Here is a 23,634-nt window from a genome sequence, read left to right on the forward strand (position 1 = left end):
GGTTTAAAATGCAACGGAGATCCCTCCTACAAATGTCCTGCTCCTCGGATAGGCTCCGAAATCCACCCCGGAGGTCAGACCGTTACCCCTTGTACTCACTTCCGGGTCATACCCCGTATAGCTGGTCCACGTAACAAGGTTCTGTGCTGTCACATAAATTCTCAGTCTTTTGATAAACATTTTGTTTAACCATTCTTCGGGGATCCTGTATCCCAGTGATACTGTTTTTAACCTGAGGTAAGAGCCGTCTTCTATGTACTGGCTGGTAAGCACCTGGGTATTGTCGTCTATGGTCCTGAAGGTTGCGGCATTGTTTTGTTCCTCGGTATTGTCTGCCCGCCACCGGTTTACGATTTCAGGGATAAAGTTCCGGACACTTTTCAGGTTGGAGGTCCACAATACCCGGTTTGCATTGTACACATCATTACCGTACGACCATTGAAGAAACACACTCAGGTCAAAGCCCTTATAGGAAAATGTGTTATTAAACCCTCCGAAAAAAACCGGGTTGGGATTACCGAGAACCACTTTGTCGTCATCATTGATCACGCCATCTCCATTGACGTCTACATATTTTCTATGCCCCGGGCTGGCCTCACCGAAAGCCACATCCACATATGGTGCCCCCGACTCATCAAAGTCATCCGCCCTGTAAATACCGTCGTCCTTAAAGCCGTACATCCGTCCGAAAGGCTGTCCCACTACGGTGATAAAGTCGTTGACATAGGGGTCCTGGCTCGGGGTATTGTTATACCAGGAAGAACTGCTGTACAAGGTGTCGTTTTCCACCAGCCCGAGGGTCTTGCTCTTCGGGAAAGAGATATTAAAATCGGAGGTCCACCGCAGTTCATTATCTATATTCACGGTACTCAATGCCAGTTCGAGACCTTCGTTCCTGATCTTTCCTATATTCCTGTATACACTGCTTACGCCCACCGTTGCAGGGGTCGGGGCCCTCAGTAACAGGTCCCTGGAATCTTTGCGGTACAGGTCTGCAGTAAACAGCACGCGATTGTCGAGCAATCCTATATCAAGCCCTATATCTACCTGTTGCTGGGTTTCCCATTGTATGTCCGGGTTTGCAAGGTTGGCCGGCCGCACCCCGGCGGCAATACCGTTTTCCATTCCGTATGTTGTGGTACTCAGGAGTGCGGAAGACACAAATGCGGGAATACGGTTGTTCCCTACCTGCCCCCACTCTACTCTTAGTTTTCCATCGCTTAAGACATCAGACCCAAGCAGGAAGGATTCTTGGGAAAACCTCCAGGCACCGGACAGTGAGGGGAACAGACCGAACTTTTTATTCTTTCCGAACCTGGAAGACCCGTCTCTTCTTACCGTGGCGGTAAACAGGAACCTGTCGTCATAAGTATAATTTACACGGGAAAAGTAGGATATCAACTTGTTGGTAGGGCTTTTGGACGAAGCGGGAAAACCCGCCTCGGTAGCCGCGCCTATATTATCCAGCCCGAGGTTGGGCTCGGGAAAAACACTTCCCGAAGCTTCGGTATAATAATCTTCGGCATTCTGATAATCAAATCCGAGGAGTCCCGAGAAACGATGTTTCTTGCCTATTTTCCTTTTATAGGACAAGGTTGTGGACAACAGCATGTTAGTAGCTTCCTGTTGTATGATGGTCCCCCTGGTAAAGCCATTTCTCCTTTCAAAGGCGCTGTTCTTTTCATCAAAACTTCCCCGTTTCCTGAACACCTTGCGCAGTCCGCCCATAACCCTGAAATCCAGATCCTTGAGTATACTGTATTCCAGGTACCCGTTAAAGCTGAAGGTATGCCTGTCATCTTCCCTCACCTGTGTACGGGAATTTACTATGGGGTTACTGATGGGGGCCCCTTCTTCGGTATCCGGATCTTCCGGCATGTTGATCAGGTCTTCGTTGGTATAGAACAATCCCCCTGTCGGCCTCCCCTGAACGATATCCTTCAGCAGGTTGAAACGCGCATTACTGGCCCCTCCTTCGACACTCGGGTCAAGGATATTGGTAGACGTATGGGCTCCGGTTATCCCGGTTTTGGTGTATGAGATATTGGCCCCGGCCTTTAAATTATCATATATTTTCTGATCCAGCTTTAATTTCAGGTAGGTACGTTCAAAACCGCTGTTTTCCAAAAGTCCCTCTCCCTTATAATTGGAAAACGACAGATTGTACTTTGTTTCTTCACTGCCTCCGCTTACCGTAGCAGAGTGACTTTGCACCTCGGTCTGGTTGAATACTTCCTCCTGCCAGTCTATTCCTTTTATACTGGAACCGTCTTCCTTCCGGTACAGGCTCAGAGGGCCATATTTACGGTCGGCATTCTGGGCATTTATTTCGTATTGCAGGTCTACAAAATCGTAAGGGCTGAGCACATCTATCCTCTTGGTGATATTTTCAATACCGTAAAACATGTCATAACTCACTTCGGTTTTTCCGGCAACTCCGCCTTTGGTAGTGATCATGACGACCCCGTTACCCCCCCTGGAACCATATATGGCTACTGCAGAGGGGCCTTTGAGGATCTCCATCGATTCAATATCGGATTGTGCAATGGTAGACGGATCAAAATCTTCCACCGGAAACCCGTCTATGACATACAGGGGAGAATTGGACTGTGTCAGGGACCCTGTTCCCCTGATTTTAATGGAAGAACCAGAACCCGGACGTCCCTGGCTGGAAGTGACCTGCACCCCGGCCACCCTTCCCGCAAGGGCATCGTCAAACGATCCCACCGGCGCCTTGGCCACACTCTCCACATCTACGGAGCCTGTAGCCCCGGTAAGGTCCCGTTTTCTGGCCTGACCATACCCGATAACAACTACTTCATCCAGTTTGGACACATCTTCTATCAAAGTAATATTCACCTGGTCTTTTCCGGATGCGGGTACTTCCTGCGTGATATACCCGAGGTGACTGAAGACCAGTATATCATTTTCACCTTCCAGTGATATGGTATACAGTCCGTCAAAATCAGTGATCACCCCCCTGGTGGTATTTCTGACCGTTACCGTAACCCCGGGCATGGGCATTCCATCTTCACTAACTACTTTCCCGCTTATTTCCGCCTGTTCCTGGCTGTATACCACAATATTCAGGGACAGTATCAATAATAAGGAAAAAAGAGGCCTGGAACTACTCCAGAACAAATTCTTCAAATAGGATATGTGTTTCATAAAATATAGTGTTTGGTTCATTTTTCCCTAACAAACATAGAGTTAACCTCAAAAGAGACGTTAAAGTTTTGTTTAAAATCGTTTTGATTTCGTTGAAATATCCGCACAATAAGCAGGTATAAGGGAGGAAGAGACCGTTACCTCTTCACAGCGGCAGGTTCAGGGCTTACTACATTGCCGAATACACAGGCTGGTTCGGGGTTCTGACAGAAGTATGACCTGTATCCCGGCACTTCACCGAAACAGGTAAACGGGGCACATACCCTCAACGAGGGGTTTCTTTATACCCGGCAAGATTATATATTACGGGAACCGTACTGTTCCCTACACGATAGATGCCGAATTTGAAATAATAACCATCTTCATCATTTCTTCCTATAAGGATTTCCGCATTATCCGCAAGTTGCCTGGTTATTTCTTTTCCCTTATCGGTATAGATCATACCAATATTTATGCGGCCCGGTTTTACCACCGTGTTTGCCTCTTTACCGTAAACGGTCCAGTCTATATCGATATCAAAGGTGATCCATTGGTCCTTGGGAAATTCCGCAAAAGGTTCTTTATACACTATGGTAGAAGCCTTATACCTGGAAGTAACGGGTTTCATGACCGGTGTTTTGGCGGGGTTGGCATTACACCTGTCGGTCTTGTCGGTGAGCCATTTTTTATCCGAATTGGCCTTGATATAAAAATAGCCGTTAGAAAAACCAAATGCCAGCGGAGGATAGCCTCCCTGTTCTATAAGCCAGCCATTGGGTTTTCCCGTTTTATAGGTGACCTCCCCGTTCCGGTCCTTTTTTGCTATTTTATCGTAAGCGATGTTCTTTTTAAAGATCATCCTGTCATACATGGAGAGAAATTCGTCTGCACTCAGCATTTTCACTTCTCCCTCCGGGGTAGAAACCAGCCTTCTGGAAGGCATACCGTGCCACTGGGCAAAAATGGCAGATACATCCTTCGGTAAGGAGGAAGGAATAAACACTGAAAAAGTATAACTCATGGATGCTCCCTGCGGGCTTATCCCCTTCCCGTGATGATATACCGTTTTCATTTTGCCAGCATGCTCGTAATCACTTGCCGGAAGGCCTTTAAAATCATCACTTGTGGCATAACAATACGAAAGTTCGGCCCTTCCCTTGGTCGTTCCCCTGGCATAGCCTTCCAGCGTATTGTCTTCCCCTTTCAGTTCAAAGCGATAGGAAGGTTTTCCCTGAAAGGGCAAGGAGTAATCACGCTGAATGGCATAGGGTCGGTTTATGCCGACGCCCACCCATTGTTTATCTATGATATCACTTTTTGCTGCAGTGTCTGACTGGATATTTACACGTGGGGTCAAAGGTTCTTTGCCTTGTTCCTGCCCTTTTGTTACCGTAACAGAACACAGCAGGAAACAGCCTGCCGTAGCCCATAAAACTGATTTTTTCATCGTGGTGAATTTAAATAATTTAATCGGAAATTTTCCGGTTGGTTTCTGAGTAATACAAATGCTTCCGGGGGCCATCCCCCGGTTGCTCCGGCGCTCCTGCTTAACCGTTTTCCCGTTTTTTCAACGGTATGTCTACGCTTTTTCCGTCTTTACAGAACACTTCGAGAACAGTATGGCCACCCGAATGCGCCAGCGATTTCAATCCGGGGGCATTACCGGCTTCATACCATTCTCCTTTCAGTGTGATGGTAAGCAGACTGCCTTTGCCGGCCCCGTTAACGATCTCATCCGGCATGCGCGACATATTGTGGTTCCAGGGTTTTAACCTGATATCCGGATCTGTTACGGTAAGCAGCGAATACTTTCCAGGTTCTCTGAACATGACAAGGGCCGGAATATCGACGGCCACCACAGGTCCTTCGCCCAGCGTAGCCCGGGGGGTAAACACCGCGTATGCCGTGATCCCCGACTGTTTGTGATAAATGCTGTGCACGTCGTTGTTCTTTTCCAGGACCTTATAGCTTTTATGGGTTACAAACGGCTTCAGGGCATTTTTCGAAGTGTTCAGCAATATCTGGTACTCGTACTGCCCGCCTGCCGGGGAAGCCCCGTGGTCGAGGTAGGCCCTGACCTGAGGGACTACTACCTTTTTATAGTTTTTACCATCGCGTACAAGACACTCCTGAGCGGCTTGCTCCATATGTATATTTCCCCCGTTCCTTATGATATAATGTATGTTGTTCTGGTCTGTGATATACCCGTCCTCTTCCGTTCTGTTTAAGGCAAGGTCCGTACCGAGTGATTCCCCGTTGTAACGGGTCTCCCGCCGTGTGTCCTGCCTGTATTGAAACAAAGTGGTCACCGTATGGTAGCGGTCGTCATCATTGCAGATCCCGGACCCCAGGCAAATGATCTCATTCCCGATAAAAAAATAGGATTTTTTGGCCCTGAAAGTATCGTCAAAAAGGATTTTTTCCTTATCAGGGCCTACATCATCGCGGAGTTCCATGGCAAACATTCCGTTCCTGCCCTCCTGGCTCAGTCCGTTGGCAAAAGCAGTACGGGAAAAACTTCTGTGATAGCCTTCGATATATTTTTCGGTGGCCTTATTCTGAAAAAATACCTTCTCCACAGGAAGTGCCTTTGTGGTGGCCCCTGGCAGAAATGCCCAGTGATAACCGCTGTTCATAGATATCCCAGCCCCCTCAAAACCTTTTTCTTCATCGCCCTGTACGGTGATGAGGTAACCAAAGCTCAGGTACCTGCCCAGGCTGTTCTCCCCGTTTGAGCTCCCGGTCTCAAAGTCCCAGATATATTTGTTATACCCCTTTACCGCGGCATAGGCACTGTCTTTCCTGTGAACAGACAAACCGGAATACGGCATGGTATAATTACCGTTACCCGGACTGCTTTCGCGCATGCCCGTTTTCCTGTGCAGTCTCACCAGCAGATCGAGGGTCCCGAAGGTGCCCGAGTAGGTCAATGCCGGTACCAGGATACCGGTGATCTCCCGGGGGTCGGTGATCCTGTACAGGTAATTGAACCGCTCCGCCAGCAGGGTACTTCCTCCGTTTTCATTTTTCTGCAATGCCATAAATGCATATGCCGGCAAAAGAAACCTTCCTATGGCACTGTTCTGATGCGGGAACCGTCCGGAAACTCCGTAATGCAGATCGGTTCCATACGCGATCTGGGACTGTTTTACAAGCAGTTCCTCCAGTATATTCAGCGATGTATCCGATAAGGCATAGGGAGTATCCCGGAGCAGCCATCCTATCATCGCCATAGTATTTACGGCCTGTATGCCGTACGAATTCAGGTAGGTACCCCTGTGATGATACACTGAATAATCCGGTTTTATCGTATCGCTATAGCCCGGGGCAAAACCTACCACATAATCCATATATTCCTTGAATGCACCTAACAGGGCCGACTTTGAGGCATTGTTTTCCATCAGCAATATGGCTATCAGTTTTACCAGGGCTCCCCCGCGTACTTTATCGGTATTCTCTCCCCGGGTGTAGTCGATATCCAGTATACTGCCCATACGGGTATGCCACAGCAACATGTCTATACGGGAATCCAGTTTATTCTCCTTTTTGAGTTTGTCCCGGATAAGAAAAATGCTGTTGGCTATGGCGTTCAGGCGGATTACGTGGTCTACTGTTCCCATGGCACTCCCGGCCGCGAACCCCTGGTCTTCAAAATAATCCAGTACGTCGACCAGCTTTCCCCCGGATGCCGTTTTTCCGTTTATCCTGTAATCCATAGCCAGGGGAAATGTAACCTCCTGGGCCACTTTCTGAAACACAAGCCCGTTTTCTGCCGGATGCTCATCACGGGAGGCAAACATGGGGCGGCCGTTGACAAAACCGTGATCACGGTGCAGGTGTAGCTCATCGTAATAAGACAAGCCCGATCTTATATCCGCATCGATCTTTTTCTCCATGCCCGACCTTCTTTCTTTCCAATCGCCGGACGAATCTCCGAGGATCAGGAATTCGAGCCGCTCCGCAATAATTCCGGCATTTGTACCGAGGGCTACGGAGTCAAATGCCGCGCTGTCTATACCACTTTCGAGATAGTTGCGGTAGGGTTTCAGTATTTCATAGGAATCAGCCTGCCGGAATTCCTGTTTGTTATTGACAAACTGCAGATCGGAATGTCTTTTGTTGGAAATAAAACTCAGAAGGCTCAGGTGATCTATAAACAGTTCTCCCTGTTCCTGAAGGTTACCGGCCATATGGGCCACCATACTGTTCATCGTATTGCTCCCGGAATACGAAGGTACCCTGGCATCTTCTTCCAGGTTTACCCATACGGCTCTCCACCCGGTAAAATCCAGGTTTACCTGAAATTTATATTTGGGCTGTTTCCGTGCGGTTTCCGGGCTGCTGCCCACCTGGAACACCAGTACCCCTTTTTGCGGTTTTTCCTGGTAGAGCCACATTTTCAGTCCGCCGTACCTCCCTTCAGGGTAAAAAGCAGGTTCGTAGAATTCCGGGATCCCCCCGGGATAAACCCCGCAGGCCGCTTCCAGTCCTTCGAGATGACCGGCCTCCAGTGTACTGCCTTTTTTCCAGCACCATAGCATCGAAGTGTTTCCATCTTTATAATGTCTTGACGAAATCCCGACATTGCCTTTTTCCGTCTTCCAGCCATGCAGTTCTGACGGCGACTCAAACCGAAACTGTCCTGTTAAAACAGCATCCGAAACAGTGTCTTTCTGCAAACGGGCGCTATCTTCCGGAACTGCCGGTATTCCTGCCAGGGCAGTATTTAGCACAGTGGCCCCAAAAAAGCACGTGATAAGTAAAAAGTAAAATAACGTTTTCATATAAGAACGGTTTGGTGGTTTTTCATCGTCCGGAAATCAATTTTTACCATCGCCCGGAATCATTTCACTATGGTTATTAATTTTGCGATAAATGTATCAATCCGTATCTTCTTCACCTTTTAATAATCGATAAAAACATTTTAATTTCATTTAATTTATGCTTTGATTTAATTTCAAAACCCCGATATAAAAGCTAAAACCGTAAACAGGACAAAAATTGGATCATTCCAGGAGTTTTCATCATTTCTTGAATAAAAAAAGTTTAAATCTAAACGGTCTCCCCCGGGCTACTCCTACTTTTATGACTCCTAATCTATTTTAAATATATTGTGATCATGAAGAGAAAAATTTCTGGTGTATTGTATGTCCTGGCCGGATTATTGTTCCTTAACAGCTGTAAGACTTCCCACCGGGCTGAAACGGCAACATGGCTGGAGAAATCCGTAAAAACAGCTACGCATCAACTAAGCCGGGCAGCGGAGCATTATACCCCGGGGATGAATCCGCGTTCCGTAAAACCGGACGGGACCGTACGCCTTGCCCCGCCGGATGACTGGACCACCGGTTTTTTTCCCGGAAGCCTCTGGCTGGGATATGAAATAAGTGGTGAGAAGAACCTGAAACGGCAGGCCGAACGCTTTACACTGGCATTGGATACCATAAAGAATTTCCGGTATACCCACGATCTGGGCTTTATGCTCTTCTGTTCCTATGGCAATGCCTACAGGATCACTGAAAATAAAGAGTACCTCCCTGTTCTTCGAAAAGGTACCGCAAACCTTTACAGCCGTTACAATGAAAAGATAGGCTCCATACGTTCCTGGGACTTCGGCGAATGGCAGTATCCCGTGATCATAGACAACATGATGAATCTCGAAATGCTGTTCTGGGGTTCGGACAAATTCGGGGAGCCGAAATATGCAAAGGCTGCCGAAAGGCATGCCATGAACTCTTTAAGGGATCACTACCGCAAGGATTACAGTTCATACCACGTGGTGAGTTATGATACATTGTCCGGAAAACCTGTTCAAAAAGGGACCCACCAGGGATATGCTGATGACACTGCCTGGGCAAGGGGACAGGCCTGGGGACTTTACGGCTTTAGCATGAGCTATAAAAATACCGGGGAAAAGAAATTTGTAGACCAGGCAGAACACATCGCGCATTTTATGATGAACCACCCCCGGTTGCCCGAAGATAAAATACCTTACTGGGACTACGATGCGCCTGACATACCCGACGCACCACGGGATGCATCGGCCGCGGCGATTACGGCATCGGCCTTACTGGAACTGAGTACACAGGTAGAAGACGGACACCGGTATTTCGCCTTTGCGGAAGATATTCTGAAGTCACTTTCTTCGGATGCCTACCTGGCTGAACCCGACAGTACGGATTTCTTTATTCTGAAGCACAGTGTCGGGGCCCTGCCCAATAACTCTGAAGTGGATACCCCCATCAATTATGCCGATTATTACTTCCTGGAAGCACTGTTGCGGTATGCACAATTAAAAAACATGGATCTGACCAAAATATGATCCGTTATCACTTAATATTCCTGATATGCGACATTTAAGAGTATTTTTATGGCTCCTTGCCCTTCCCCTGTGGAGCCTGGCGACAACTCATAAACCTCTGCCGGACCAGGAAGGATCCGTATTCGAAAAAATCGACCTCGATTATCCGGGCCTGGAAAAAGTAAAGGCACTGGTACACCATAAACAGTATGAACAGGCTGCCGGAGCGTTACTGCAATATTACCGGAACCGCACACATATCAGACATCCTGAATACAACAGGGAAGACCGTGGCGCGTATTCGGGAAAACGATTACCTGCAGACATCATGGAAAAAGCCGACAAGGGACTGGAGCACTTGTTTTTTGTTCATAAGGGATACGGGTACCTGGACTACGGAAAGGATATCAACTGGCAGTACTGGCCCGTACGTGACAATGAAATACGGTGGCAGGTAAACCGCATGTACTGGTGGGAACCGATGGGATTGGCTTACTGGTCTACAGGAAAGGAAACCTATGCCAGGGAGTGGATATTTCAGTACAGGGACTGGATCAAAAAGAACCCGGAAGGATTATCTGATGAGAATGACCGGTTTGCATGGAGGCCGCTGGAAACCTCACGGCGCCTTCAGGACCAGACGGCACTGTTTAATATTTTTATCAGTTCCGAAAACTTTACGGCACAGTTCCTCACGGAGTTCCTGGAGAATTATTACCGCCATGCCGAACGTGTCCTGCACCACTATTCGGAAAAGGGAAACCACTTGCTCTTTGAGGCACAGCGCATGATCTATGCCGGGGCTTTCTTTCCTGAATTCAAAAGGGCCGGGGAATGGCGGAAAAGCGGTATTGACATCCTGAATAAGGAAATTAAAAAGCAGGTATACGCCGACGGGCTCCAATACGAATTATCGCCAAATTATCACACCGGGGCTATCAATACTTTTCTCAGAGCCTACAGCATGGCACAGCTTGCAAATCTTGAAAGCGAATTTCCCGAAAGTTATAAGGCCACCATTGAAAACATGATCACAGCCCTGGTCAATTTCTCCTTTCCGGATTACTCCTACCCTATGTTTTCCGATGCCAAACTGGAACAAAAATCCGGCATGATCAAAAAATTCCGGACCTGGGCCAGGGTTTTCCCCGAAAATTCCGTTATCCGCTATTACGCCACCGAAGGGAAAGAGGGAACGCCACCTCCGTATACATCACACGCCATGAAAAAAGGCGGGTTCTATACCTTCAGGAACAGCTGGAAAGACACGGCCACCGTTATGGTCATGAAGGCCAGTCCGCCCGCATTCTGGCACAGCCAGCCTGATAACGGGACATTCGACCTGTGGGTAAAAGGACGAAACTTCATGCCCGATACCGGGGCATACGTCTACGGAGGTGATGATGAGATCATGAAGTTGCGGAACTGGTACCGACAAACCAGGGTACATAAGACCCTTACCCTGGACGATGCCGATATGGATATCTGTGATGCCAGTCTCCGGTTATGGAAGACCTCAGACAGCCTGGATATACTCTCGTATACCAATCCCAGCTATAAGGACCTGGAGCATACGAGAACCGTACTTTTTATCGATAAAAAATACTTTGTCATTTTCGACAAGGCCGAAGGGCCTGCCAGGGGTAAGGTCGCCATTCACTTTCAGCTGAAAGAAGGCAAGGCCGTCATAAACAAAAAAGACCATAGTGCCCGGACAGCGTACAAAGATGGTAATAACCTGCTGGTAAAAAACCTCGATACCGGACAGGCAGGCATGGTTCGTGAAGAAGGTAAGGTTTCCTATGCCTACAGGAAGGAAGTAAAAAGACCTGCATTTGCTTTTGTCCGGGACAAAAAAGATCCTGCCGCAGTAAGATTTGCCACTTTGCTCTACCCGTTTGACGGTAAAAAGCCCCCCGTGATAGAGGTCACGGAAAACGAAAAAAATGATCCCGAACGGGGAGTTATCGATATTTCGATAAGCATAAACGGCAAGATACGGAAAGTAGAGAAGGATTTTAGCCTGTAGACCGGATACACACTCAGTACATGTCGAATATTGAAAAAACAGGGGATGGCCTTGATAACAGCCATCCCCTGTACTACTACAAAAAGATGCTAATTCAAATAATCTTTTTGAGAACAAGGTTTGTGGTGATTACAGCTGGTCACTGTCTTTTAAGCAGCTGATCGAGTTGCTCCCGCAATTCGGGATTCGAGGGACGGAGAGCATCTGTTGAAACGATCTTACCTTCCCTGTCGAAGAGTAGGAACCTCGGGATACCATTGATGTCATAATTCTTCGTGATCCCTGATTGGAAGTCCTTATCGGCCATTAACTGTACCCCTCCCAATGCCTCCTTTTTCACAAAATCCTTCCACTTTTCGCGATCTTCGGGTTTGTCTACAGAGATACTCATAAAAACAATATCCCGGTTGTGATAGTCTTTTTCGAGTTCTTTAAGGAAAGGTATTTCCTTTTTACAGGGCCCGCACCAGGTAGCCCATACATCGACATATACGTACTTTCCTTTAAAATCACTGAAGGAAACGGGTTTTCCTTCCGTATCGTCATACGTAAATTCAAATCCGGGCTGGCCTACATCCTTGTGCAGTGCTTTTTCGAACTCCAGGAGAAAATCTCTGCCTTTTTCAGAGACCACATATTGATGGGCCAGGGCCTTTATCTTTCCGTATTCCTCAATTTTCACATGACCGTTCCTAAGTCCTTCCCGCACATAGACTTCCTTAATTTCGGGAACGACAATGGTATTTACAGCATTTTCCATAACCTCTTGCCTCGGGGTCCTGAAACCATTCTGAAAATCCCAGTAGGTAAAATACGAATTTACAAGCTCATGCCCGTTGCCAAGCCTGAGTATACCGGGATTGGCAAATTTGGCTTCCTGCCTATACCGATCGTATATTTCCGGTCTGGGAGTATCCTTTCCCGGATGTTCCATACGGGGTAAAAAAGGAAATTTGTACATGGTCACTTCCAGGTCGGTATCTACAGTGAGCTTCAGCAATTCGTTAAAGTTCTCATCTGCCGTGTTGATCTTTTTCTTAAATTCCTCTACCATGGCGGGTGCCTCCTGTTCGATAAAAGGGTAGAAATTCTTATATGTGGCATTCATCTTTCCCAGTGTCGTATAATGTGACAGGGTATCGAAGATCTTGTTAGCCTCCCGTACCAGGTTGTTATGTCCTGTCTTTTTTCCGGATAGTTCATAGTCCTTTTTGGCTATGTCAATATCGATATCCAGCCCGGGCTCCATATACAAACGTATCAGCTGGTCTTTCCTGTTAGCTCTCATCTGCCCGTAATCCACATAATAAAACCCGGGTTCTTTTACCGGAACCATAAACCCGAAATCCCCTTTTTCATTTTTCAATGTGGTGGCATACGTTTCGGTCATGCCGTCTACCACATATAATAGTTTAACTTCTTCTGTACCGGTATCAAAGTCAAAATGTCCCCTGAGCCCGGCAAAATCAGACTGGGGGGCATTACATGCCGAATTCAGCATAAACAGGCCATACAAAAAGGAATAGACTATTTGATTTCTTATTTTGTTCCTCATCTTGAATACTTATATAGATTTTACTTGATTTTATCTTTGGGAGGTCCGGAGTGTCTTCGCTTCCTTTATAAAGTTTCTTTTCACTATTCCAGGATCATGGGCTTGGGGTCGAGAGCTGCCTTGGGCTGGAAAGATGCGGTATCCCCTGATGCTATAGCCCGTTGTAATGCCGTTATATCCTCTTCGTTCAGATAATAGGAGGTTTTTGCTCCGGAAATATGCTGTAAGGTTTCAGTAGCCTCATCATGCTTTCCGAGATAAAACTGTATCAGGCCCATTTTATATATGTCAGCGGCCGTGGAATGATCAGTCCGGTTCTTTTTATATAAGGAAGCCAGGGTACTCAGAGCCTGTTTATTGTTTCTGGAATCGATAATTACCTGCGCATAGGCATTGCTTCTCTCCTGCCAGTCATATGCTCCCTCTTCCACTTTCTTAATAAACCAGAACGTATTTCCGGATGCCTTGTAATATGGGGTATAGAAACTTCCTATACTCAAACGGTTCCAGTCGCCTTTATCAAACATTTTCCTTATATCTTCCAAAACAGTATCGTAACCTTCTATATCGTTATCTTTACCCAGCTTATCCGCTTTTTCCCGTATCTTATCCAACAGGCTCATGGCTACGCGTTCCTTTCCGTACATATCGCCCAGTTTCCGGGAATTCCGTATATAGTAATCGGCATATTTTCCGCGGTTTACCAGTTTCATCATGATGAGAAAAGGAACTTCAGCCATTTTATCATCCCGGGCATCCAGGTAAGCTTCGATATCATCCGGAGTGGCCGTCAATTTTTTACTTTCAAAATAGGCATTATAAAAATCCGGGAATTCCATATCAAAGGAAGTACTGTATTTTTTGTATTCCCTGCTTTCGTTTTTCCTTTTTGCATCCTTCAGCAGTCCCACCAGCTTGTCTACCCCGGCAAAACCTCCTTGAATGTTTATCACATGCTGATCCGGGGAGAGCAACAGCAGTGTCGGAAAACCTGTTATAGCATATTTTTTCATGAGTTTCTCTCCCAGTGCCTTTTCCTGGTCATGAAATACATTGACTTTACAGGTTATAAAATCGTTGTTGAGCAGGGCTGCCACCTTTTCATCGGGGAATACCCTCTTATCCATCTGCGCACAAGGCATGCATCCCGTAAAGTACAGGTCTACAAATACAGGTTTGTTTTCATCTCTGGCTTTTTTCATGATATCTTCCCAATCCCCTTGGAGAAAGCGGGTCTGGGCCAGGCCGGTATTGATCAGTATCAAACAGATCACAACCGGCAGAACTTCTCTTAAGTGTATCATTATGCTGCTTTATATTGAAATTATACGTTAACTATCGCGGCCTATAGGCCACACTGACTATTTTTCCGAAACCGCTGTAGGATTCCTCCAGGATCAAATCGCCCTGTACCGGGGGTACAGTATACAATTCCATGGTTCCGGTTGTATCATAACTGCATACGACCAGTTTGTTCCTGAGGTTTTCTCCGGATGAACCGGGAGCTGTCTTATCGAACTTCAGCAGGGTGATCTCCTCCGTTCCCTTATCGAGCATGAGCTTTGATGATTTCGCCGAAAAATTATATTCGTAGACCTTATTTCCCACAGTATAGAAAATATATCCGAAATCAGGGTTTATGGCAAAATGATCTGCCGCTGCCATATCTGCTGCTATGGCTTCGGGAACCTCTTCGTAATATACCTGGTTTATATTGTATACCCCGGAACTCATACGCGCGAGATAAACCCTGTTACCGGAAGGGTCTTTCAGAAGTGCAAAGACCTCTCCTTCATTGTATTCCGTCCGCTGCATATACAACAGGTCTTTGCCGGTATTATAGTCGAACAATGTCCCCTCGGGCATTACACTTACCCCTTTGGTATATGGCATCTGCCGGACAAAACGCTTATGAGTATCATCATAGAGAAGTGTAATCCCCAGGGTATTGGCTCCTACACCTATAAAAGGGGCTGCTTTAAAAGTTGTGGTCTCCCCCTGCATAACATTTATGGGCAGATCGTACCGGTACTGATATGTCCTGTAATAGTAATAGAGATCTCCATCCTTGTACATCATGCTCTCGTGTCCGTTCCCCATGGGCTGGATAAAATCCGCTCCGAAATCTGTGGGTACATTGGCCATCATTTCAAAGGACAGGGAATACTCTATATTCCAGTCGAAGGTTTCGGGATGTATCTTGGTGGTTCCGTTTCCTTCCGTGGTCACATAAATACCATAGAATTGCTGATCGTAGTCATAGCAAAGTACATTTACCGGTGTCCCCTCCAGTGTCAATGCGGAACCCGAACGGTACAGCACATCGTAAAGCGGAGTATATTCTCCTTCAATTTTCGATATCATGTCCAGTCTCGCCGTCCCGTCTACAGCTCCCAGTACCATCCAGCCTTCGTAAATACTGGTTACAATATGGAGATCGGCCAGCTGTTCCCAGAAAACCCCGGTTTCCGTATCGGTCACCTTATAACGGAGTTCGTATTCACCCGGAACCAGGGCTATGGCATCCATATCCAGGTCTCTGGTATAGGCCAGTTCGTGCCGTTGGTCCATCGGCAATGCACCGCCTCCTCTGAAAGCCACCCATTCATAAGTATACCTGGCTTCGTCATCACCTGCAGTATCCTCGGTGAAGGTCAATTCCGGCGTTATGGAAAAAGGGTCCCCGGAATACGCGGTGTACTGCTCTTCAAAACCATTAAAATGTACTTCATTGATCCCTATATAGTCATAATTGCCCAGGTCTTCTGCACAGGACCAGAAAAACAGGCTCCCCCCGATCAATATCAAACAGAATTTTATACACTGTAACATACTTGTTTTTTTAGTTAGATTATTTTGTAATTACCCCTACATGGTCATTTCCGTTCCGTCTTCTTCGTATATGGTCTCCCCGGCCGCTTTCTTTTCATCCAGATAGCGTTGCATAAAGAGTCCGTGATACTGGGTTTCGGGGAGCGACGGCCGATTGCTGTTGTAATAGTCGAACGGTATATTCAACAGTTCGCTCATCAGGGTCATTTTCTTGATTGTAAATTTTCCCAGGTAAGGTTCGAACCAGTATTCCGGAGTCTCCAGAATATCGTTTACAGTGAGTTCGAAACGGGTATAGCTCCTCATTTCGCCGGTAGCGGCATCAATAATATCTCCGTCCATTTCCGTATTGAAATCTTTGTTGGGAAGTATTTCGAGCACTATGGAGAATACCTCTTCTTTCATATCGGGGGTTCTGTAGAGGGTAACCGGGATACTGTCTTTCCGCGAATTGGCCCTGAACGTCACTGTTTCCGGAATGCTGAAATGGGTACCTGCAACAGCGGTCGATGTTTCGAGTACTTCGACCTGTATCAGCCGGTCTGTCTCCGACAGTTCCCCCTGTACATACACCGGTATCTTATACACATACTCCACTGCTTCGGGAGGAAAGAAGCCGAAACTGAACCCGATACTGTCTATCCCTTCTACAGTGCTGCCACTAAAAATGCTGTCTACCGTCCATTTGAAATAAATGCTGTCCTTACCTTCATAAGTGTTTATTTCATCTTTGGAACACGCTGTCAGTAGTATTGTAGTTACCGTACATACTACTGTGATATAACTAAATATATTTTTCATGTTTGCCCAGTTTTACTGATATTTTGTCTCTGAATCGGGTAAGGGAATTACATATACTTCTTCTCCCGTGTTTATGGTCCCTGAAGACGATGAACCGTCAGGGATATTCGCCGTGTTTTTTCTCTTGTAGTAAAAAAACAGCTGACCTTCCCCAAAAAATTCTTTCCGGTACTCCTTGAGCAGTTCGGTATCTATATCCGTCCCGGTTTCCAACGCATGCAACCCCCTGTTATATCTTACGGTATTAAGATATTCCAGTGCCTGTGCCTCACTGGTTTCCGCTTCTGCGGCGATATAATACATTTCCGACATCCTGATCAGGGGCTGCATAAACCTGAAAACAATATTTTTATCCTGTATATCCTCATATTTAAAGAAAGTACGCCCTTCCTTTCCTCCGGATGCCGGTATTTTCCAGGAAGAATTATAGCGATAATCACTTTCGTTATTTTCAAAAACCTCTTCGATACGCGTTTGCTCGGGTGCCAGTATATTTGCATCTTCCAGGTCACTGGAAAAAAGATCCCTGTGCTGGTTGTACAGATTGAGATTGGACAACCCGAAAATCACCTCGGAGGAAAATATCCTGTCGGGATTACCTCCTGCCGAGACTACGGCTTCCGGGACGGTCCAGGGAAAAGTATCCCCTGCCTCTTCTATAACCATTTTGGCAGCGGCAAGAGCTTCCGGTCTGTTTCCTGCATAGAGATACGCCCTGGCTTGCAACGCTTTAACCGCATAGTAATTTAGCCTGTGATTTCTCCGGGAGGCATAAAAATCCACATCGCCCTCCCATGTAATTGCACCGTCCAGAACAGGATCATCCATCAGCAGTTCCTCAGCGGCCTCCAGATCGGCTATGACCATTGCCATAACTTCAGAAGCCGGAAGTATCTCCCCGTTTTCAGTTTCTACCTGCGTATAGTATGGGATAGACAAACTCCCGGGGTTTGTACCGTATACAGGGCCAAACAACCTCAGCAGGTCGAAATGCAACATCGCCCTCAACCCGTAAGCTTCTCCCTTTACCAAACTGGCCTTATACGCTGCCAGGGCCCCATAGGCATCTACATTGGCTATCAGATCGTTAATTTTAAGAATATTGCCATACATAGAGGTCCATATTTCATCAAAATACTCCCTGGGTTTATTCTCTTCATAGGCATAGTGACCGGTATCATACCATCTGGAATCAGTTCCACTGACAGCTACATAGCGCTGGGCCAGTAATTCTACGACACTCATGGTCAGATATCCGCCGTAACTCTCATTTCCGGCCATATCGGTATATATACCGTTCAACACACTATTTATCCCGGCTTCTGTAGTATATACCTGGTCTTCCAACAATTTATCTTCCGGTTGTACATCGAGATAATCACTACAGGATATGAGCAGTCCCGCAAATGCCGGAAACAGTATTTTAAGTATATTTTTTTTCATAGTGCTTCTGGTTAAAATGATGCGTTAATACTAAATGAAACAGTACGTGCAAAGGGATAGTCTATCCCACGTTCGACCCTTACGGAAGAGATCCGGAATATATCATTCATATAGGCCGTTAAGCGTAAACTTTCTATTCCCAGGGTTTCAAGCCAGGGTTTGTTATACACATTATACCCGAGGTTAAAGGACTCTCCTACAATATTATTGTTGTCCTGGACAAAACGCGATGAGATAGGAGTATTCCTGGATATTGATATGCCCTTAAACCTGGCCTGGTCACCCGGCTGCTGCCAGCGGTCGTACAGTGCCCTCCTGTCCTGATTCCAGGTAATTTCCTGCTGCCCGATATTTTCTACCTTGTTATACAGCGCCCCGTTAAACAATTGTCCCCCGACCCTGTATCGCATATTGATCCCCAGGTTAAATCCCTTATATGTAAAGCTCGTACTGATCACTCCTTCCACATCCGGCCTGGTATTTCCCACGATCACTTCGTCCTCGTAGTTGTGATCAAAGGTGGTTTTGCCGTTCTTTTTCAGAAATACTTCCCGACCTGTAGCCGGGTCTATTCCCAGTGAGGGCACGGCCCAGATATCATCGGGATTTGCCCCGTCCCTGAAGCGTCTCAGGCTTCCGCTTTCAAGGGCGTCTTCATCGAGATTCCGAAGAGCATTGCCCACATCCCGATATTCCATATCCTGGATCAGGGCAGTAATCCCGACCCTCCAGATTACCTGTTTTTCCAGATCGTAAACAGGTCTGAAATTCAGAATGGCCTCAATACCATTAACCCTGAGCTCTCCCACATTCAGGGGGTAAGCCACCAAACCTGTCGAAGATGCCAGGTTTACCGGAACTACCAAGGGTTTCGTCTTTTTGGTAAAGAGGTTGATCTGTCCGTCCAGGCGGTTTTCAAACATGGCTATATCCAGTCCGAAATTAGTATCAAAAGTTTTCTGCCATTCCAGGTCGGGATTCCCGAGTGTTCCTATACGGATGGCATTCCCGAAATAGTTGTTTACCGAACCGTAACTGTATACCGAGGTCGAAGCTACACTCCCCATATTCTGATTCCCCGTATACCCCAGGGTTTGCCTGAGTCTCAGAATATTTACTATCGATTTGTCCATCTGGATTTCCTTGTGCAGGTTCCACCCCAGACCAATCGCCCAGAACGGTTCATATTGTTTGTTGGACCCGAATGCCGTTGATCCGTCGAGACGGTAATTGGCATCGAGGAAATACTTATCGGCATAACTGTAATTTACCGAGCCCAGTATATTGTTTCTCCTGTAGATATTACTGTAATAGTAAGGTTTTGCATCCGGTTCGTAAGAAATTGAAAAGTTCGGATTGCCATTGGACCCCATTGGAAACCCAACTGCAGTATACGATTCTCCCTTACTGTTCTGTTCTTCTATATCAGCTCTCAAATTCAGGTTTACGGTATGTTTTTCGTTCAGCACCTTGTGCCAGATAAGCATAGCATTGGCCATATAGGAAAAAGTATTGCCCCGGGTATTGGTATACCTTCCTTTTTCCAGATAACTCACATCGTCGAACTCGGCATTTTCGGGGGCAGCGAATATTTGGTGTTCTGTCGTTCCCTTTCGCAGCTGTATCCCGCCCTGTAACCTCAGGCTTTCGTCAATGGTCCAGATGGCATTCAGGTTATTTCTCAGGTTAAAACCTTTGTTATTATCCGTATTTGCCACTGTAGCCCGGTATAGCGGATTGGTTACTTTATAAGTCCTCCAGCCCTCTATCCAAGCTTCTTCTTCCAGATATTTCGGCGCTTCGCCAAATTCGTTTCGCTTTCTGTAATACGGACTGGCCCTGGCAAAATCTGCAAATGCTCCGTAGGGCGATTCGTCGGCTTCCGATCCGTTGACATACAAACGGTTGGAAATATTCAGTTTTCCCTTGCGATAGGTGAGATCTATGTTTCCTCCCCAGGTTTCCCTTGCCGAACCTTTCATCACCCCTTCCTGTTTGCGGTAATTGATATCCACCCCGAAGCGGATCTCTTCATTTCCCCCGTCTGCCCTGACCGAATGTGTCTGTGTAATTCCCGTACGGGTAGGTTCGTTCAGCCAGTAGGTATCCACTCCCCGACGAACCTCCTCCAGTTTGGCATTGTACAGACTGTCTAACCATACCTGTGTATTCGGATTATAACCGCCACCATAAGTATATCGCCCGGCCAACCTTTCAAATTCCAGCTTTTCTGCAGCATTCATCAGGTTGTAATCAGAGAGATCAGGGATATCCACGCTGAAATCGCCCGTATAGGTTATATTTACCCTTCCGGGTTTTGGCTGCTTGGTTTCTACCACTACAACACCATTCGCAGCTTTAGAGCCATACAGGGCCGTGGACGCCGCATCTTTCAGGATAGTAATGGATGCCACCCGGTTCATATTCAGGTCTACGATGCTCTGCAGGTCGGTCTCAAACCCGTCCAGTATAAACAATGGACTGTTCGGGTCTGCCCCGTACTCGTCTCTCAGGCCATCTGTAGACACACTGGTCTGCCCCCTGATCTCTATGGTCGGTAATACATTCGGATTGGCTCCCTGTATATTGTTCTCCATCACAATAAAAGAAGGATCCAGTGTTTTGATGCTTTCAATGACATTCCTGTTCCCGACAGCCTTCAGCTCCTCTCCTGAAATACTCCTTACCGCCCCGGTAAACGTCTCTTTTTTACGCTCTACGATACCTGTAACCACCACTTCATCCAGTTCGGAAACATCAGGCTGAAGCTGCACGTCAAGCCTTGTCCCCTCTACCGTTACCTCCCGGGTAACATAGCCTACATAACTAAAGGAAAACACCGTTCCCGCAGAAGCGCGGATCTCGTATTTCCCGTCAAAATCCGTAGTGGTCCCGCGCCGTTCCTTCATGATGATCACCGTAACCCCCGGAAGGGGTGTTCCATTTTCGTCAGTCACCATGCCTTTTACGATAAAGTCCTGAGCTTCGCGATCTTCCGAAGGGACGATCAGGAACAAACGGTCGCCCTGTTCCTCAACCCTGAAATTGTGCCCTACCAGGCTGGAGACAGCCTCGACAAGGTCTACATTGTCGAAGTGAACTCTAACCACCTGGTTTACATCCAGTTCTTCATCGCTGTAAAAGAAATCGGTATCGGTAAGTTTTCTGATCTCTTTTAAAGCCTCATAAATGGTAACTTCACCCAGGTTCAGAGTAACTTTCTGTGAAAAAGCAAAAGCCGTAAAATTAAAAAACAGGATAAAGCACAAGAAAAGCGATCGTTTCATAATCAGGATAATAGGTCGCTCATACCGTTGGAAAAATCGCAGGATTTCCCCCGATAGAATTTTTTTCATACATTTACTCGTTTAGTTAGTTAATTCGCCAAAAACATTTAACAGCTAAATACCTACCGGTGAGTGCGGCCAACACTTTCCGGTTTTTTATGCTGTTATTTTTCCGATATGGTTATTTCATATTGTGCATTGTCTTTTTTGGTTGCCCTGTAGGAAATACGCGCCGTTTTACGGATCATTTCCAAAAGATCTTCTATAGGGGCATTTTTCCTCGCTACTCCCGTAAAGAGTACATTTTTGAGTTTTTCCTGTTCGAATTTCACTTTCACTCCATACCAGCGCCCCACTTTTTTCAGGATATCGCCCAGGGGCTGCCGTTCAAAATAGAACCTGCCGTCTTTCCAGGAAGTATAGTTTCGGGGGTCTACCGTTTTTACCGCCACCGGAACCTCCCGGTCAAGATCGAGGTATCCGCGTTCTCCGGGAGCGAGAAATACCGCGTTCGTACCGCGATGCGACAGTTGTACCTTTCCCTCTACCAGGGTCGTTGCAAAAAAACGGTCATCGTCATAAGCGCTTACATTAAAGGAGGTTCCCAATACGGTAATATCCTGTTGTTTTGTCTGTACTACAAATTTCCGGGCATCCTTTACAACTTCGAAATAGGCTTCTCCCGTAAGTTCGACCATCCTTTGACTTTCGCTAAAAACCTCGGGATATTTCAGGGAAGAACCGGAATTCAGCCATACCTTGCTTCCGTCGGGCAGTATCACCGTGTATATTCCCTTTTCGGGTACGTATAATGTATTATAACCTGTCACAATACTTTGATTGTCATCATTTTCCACCTGGTATTCCAGGACATTGTTCCGGTTTTTGATAAGTGTATGTCCCGAAGACCGGATAGCCTGGTCCTGATCCGCTTCCAGGGTTACGGTCTTTCCGTCCGAAAGCAGCAGCACGGCTCTTTGGTCCCCCGGTTCTATTTCGGCAAGTGTCTCTTCGGTCATGGCCGCTGTCCTGTCTTCCATCCCGGAAAAATGATTCCAGGTCAGGATAACAGACAGGCAGAGCAACAGCACTGCGGCATATCTGCCGGCCGTGTAAAAGAGTTTTATCCTGTTTTCCTTTTTCTGTCGCAGGATCCTGCCTTGTAACTTCTGATAGATCTTTTCCTTGTCCAGGCTTGCATAAAACTCCTGCTTGGCATTGATATTTCCGGAATGGACAATCCGGTGATAGAGCTTCCGGTGCTCCTTATCCTTCAGCCAATCGTTCAATACCGCCTCTTCTCCGGCTTGTAGTGTTCCGCATACCGAACCGGCGATAAGCCTTGCTATCTCGTCTCTGGAAAATGTGTGCTTTGCCATATTTTATATTAACATACTTTTCACGAAGAGTGTTAATCTTATGTTATTTATCCATAAGAGCAGGCAAAGCGTAAAATGGGTGGAAAAAAGTTTAAAAAATCTGGTCTTTTAACAAAAAAGATAAATATACCATGAGTACAGGGTAATCTTTCAGCCGTATTTTAAGCAATTCAATAGCCCTTGCCCGCTGTGATTTTACGGTATTGACCGATATGTTCATATCTTCGGCTATATCCTTGTACCTGATCCCTTCCAGGCAGGACAATTCAAAAACCCTGCGGCATTTTTCGGGCAGGGTATCCAAAGCAGCCATCAGGATGGCATGTACTTCCTCTTCCACGACATACCCTTCATCGATATCCGGAACGGTTTCGGAATGTGCTTCCATACGAACTACCCTGCGATGCTGTTTCAGGTAAGCCAGGGCTTTATTCCTTACCATCATATACAAATACGATTTCAGGTCTTTTACCTTTTCCATATCGCGTTTCCGCTCCCATAAATAAAACATGCAGTCTTCCACTATTTCATCGGCTACAGACCTGTCGTTCACATATTTTAAACAGAATGAAAGCAATCTCGGGTACATGGAATGGAATATTTCCTCAAATGTACTTGTGGTAATTTCTATATGTCCGGTATGAGATTTAATGACAATGTGATTTTTCGGTTACCATATCTTCGGAAATTGCGATAAATATAAATTTTCTTTTTTGTTTCTTAACACTCTTTCCGAAGAACAGTGCATAAAAACAGGTGATTTATCCATTATTATATATCGTATAGTCAATTCATCAACAGTGACTCAAAAAGTATACTCCTTCCGGTCGCTATGAATACATAAAATTCTTATGTTAAAA

13 protein-coding genes are annotated in these 23,634 nt (G+C 46.4%); 2 read left to right on the top strand and 11 right to left on the bottom strand.

The window, feature by feature from the left end:
- Positions 1 to 3: 3 nt before the first annotated feature.
- From DN748_RS11130 to DN748_RS11140, 3 genes are all read right to left on the bottom strand, one after another.
- Positions 4 to 3,168 carry a SusC/RagA family TonB-linked outer membrane protein gene (locus tag DN748_RS11130; RefSeq protein ID WP_161554541.1) on the bottom strand — a complete coding sequence of 1,055 codons (3,165 nt, stop codon included), beginning with the start codon at positions 3,166 to 3,168 and terminating at the stop codon, positions 4 to 6.
- Positions 3,169 to 3,433: 265 nt separating this feature from the next.
- Positions 3,434 to 4,594: a heparin lyase I family protein gene (locus DN748_RS11135; RefSeq protein ID WP_112371990.1), complete on the bottom strand. Its 1,161-nt coding sequence runs from the start codon at positions 4,592 to 4,594 to the stop codon at positions 3,434 to 3,436.
- Between the two features lie 100 nt (positions 4,595 to 4,694).
- Positions 4,695 to 7,931, bottom strand: coding sequence for a chondroitinase family polysaccharide lyase (locus DN748_RS11140; RefSeq protein WP_112371903.1), 3,237 nt, complete (start codon positions 7,929 to 7,931; stop codon positions 4,695 to 4,697).
- A 335-nt stretch (positions 7,932 to 8,266) separates the two neighbouring features.
- On the opposite strand from DN748_RS11140, the gene DN748_RS11145 reads away from it, so the two are divergent.
- Together DN748_RS11145 and hepC are read left to right on the top strand one after the other, a co-directional pair.
- Positions 8,267 to 9,469: a YyaL domain-containing protein gene (locus DN748_RS11145; RefSeq protein ID WP_112371904.1), complete on the top strand. Its 1,203-nt coding sequence runs from the start codon at positions 8,267 to 8,269 to the stop codon at positions 9,467 to 9,469.
- A 25-nt stretch (positions 9,470 to 9,494) separates the two neighbouring features.
- Complete coding sequence (hepC, locus tag DN748_RS11150) at positions 9,495 to 11,477, top strand: heparin-sulfate lyase HepC (RefSeq protein ID WP_112371905.1); 1,983 nt, start codon at positions 9,495 to 9,497, stop codon at positions 11,475 to 11,477.
- 139 nt (positions 11,478 to 11,616) lie between these two features.
- Here the strand turns inward: hepC and DN748_RS19400 are convergent, their stop codons facing one another.
- From DN748_RS19400 to DN748_RS11190, 8 genes are all read right to left on the bottom strand, one after another.
- The gene (locus DN748_RS19400) at positions 11,617 to 13,032 is read right to left on the bottom strand and encodes a TlpA family protein disulfide reductase (RefSeq protein WP_112371906.1); all 1,416 of its coding nucleotides are present in this window, start codon (positions 13,030 to 13,032) and stop codon (positions 11,617 to 11,619) included.
- Positions 13,033 to 13,115: 83 nt separating this feature from the next.
- A complete protein-coding gene (locus DN748_RS11160; RefSeq protein WP_112371907.1) occupies positions 13,116 to 14,336 on the bottom strand; it encodes a thioredoxin family protein in 1,221 nt (406 codons plus the stop codon).
- A gap of 31 nt (positions 14,337 to 14,367) precedes the next feature.
- On the bottom strand, positions 14,368 to 15,864 hold the full coding sequence (locus tag DN748_RS11165; protein WP_112371908.1) for a PKD-like family lipoprotein: 1,497 nt from the start codon (positions 15,862 to 15,864) through the stop codon (positions 14,368 to 14,370).
- Positions 15,865 to 15,900: 36 nt separating this feature from the next.
- Positions 15,901 to 16,665, bottom strand: coding sequence for a DUF4843 domain-containing protein (locus tag DN748_RS11170; protein WP_112371909.1), 765 nt, complete (start codon positions 16,663 to 16,665; stop codon positions 15,901 to 15,903).
- Between the two features lie 12 nt (positions 16,666 to 16,677).
- Positions 16,678 to 18,108 carry a RagB/SusD family nutrient uptake outer membrane protein gene (locus tag DN748_RS11175; RefSeq protein ID WP_112371910.1) on the bottom strand — a complete coding sequence of 477 codons (1,431 nt, stop codon included), beginning with the start codon at positions 18,106 to 18,108 and terminating at the stop codon, positions 16,678 to 16,680.
- Positions 18,109 to 18,119: 11 nt separating this feature from the next.
- A complete protein-coding gene (locus DN748_RS11180; RefSeq protein ID WP_112371911.1) occupies positions 18,120 to 21,464 on the bottom strand; it encodes a SusC/RagA family TonB-linked outer membrane protein in 3,345 nt (1,114 codons plus the stop codon).
- Positions 21,465 to 21,559: 95 nt separating this feature from the next.
- The gene (locus DN748_RS11185) at positions 21,560 to 22,774 is read right to left on the bottom strand and encodes a FecR family protein (RefSeq protein ID WP_112371912.1); all 1,215 of its coding nucleotides are present in this window, start codon (positions 22,772 to 22,774) and stop codon (positions 21,560 to 21,562) included.
- 91 nt (positions 22,775 to 22,865) lie between these two features.
- Positions 22,866 to 23,432 carry an RNA polymerase sigma-70 factor gene (locus tag DN748_RS11190; protein WP_317047423.1) on the bottom strand — a complete coding sequence of 189 codons (567 nt, stop codon included), beginning with the start codon at positions 23,430 to 23,432 and terminating at the stop codon, positions 22,866 to 22,868.
- Positions 23,433 to 23,634 lie beyond the last annotated feature (202 nt).

Origin of the sequence: Sinomicrobium soli (assembly GCF_003285545.1) — a bacterium.
GTDB lineage: Bacteria > Bacteroidota > Bacteroidia > Flavobacteriales > Flavobacteriaceae > Sinomicrobium.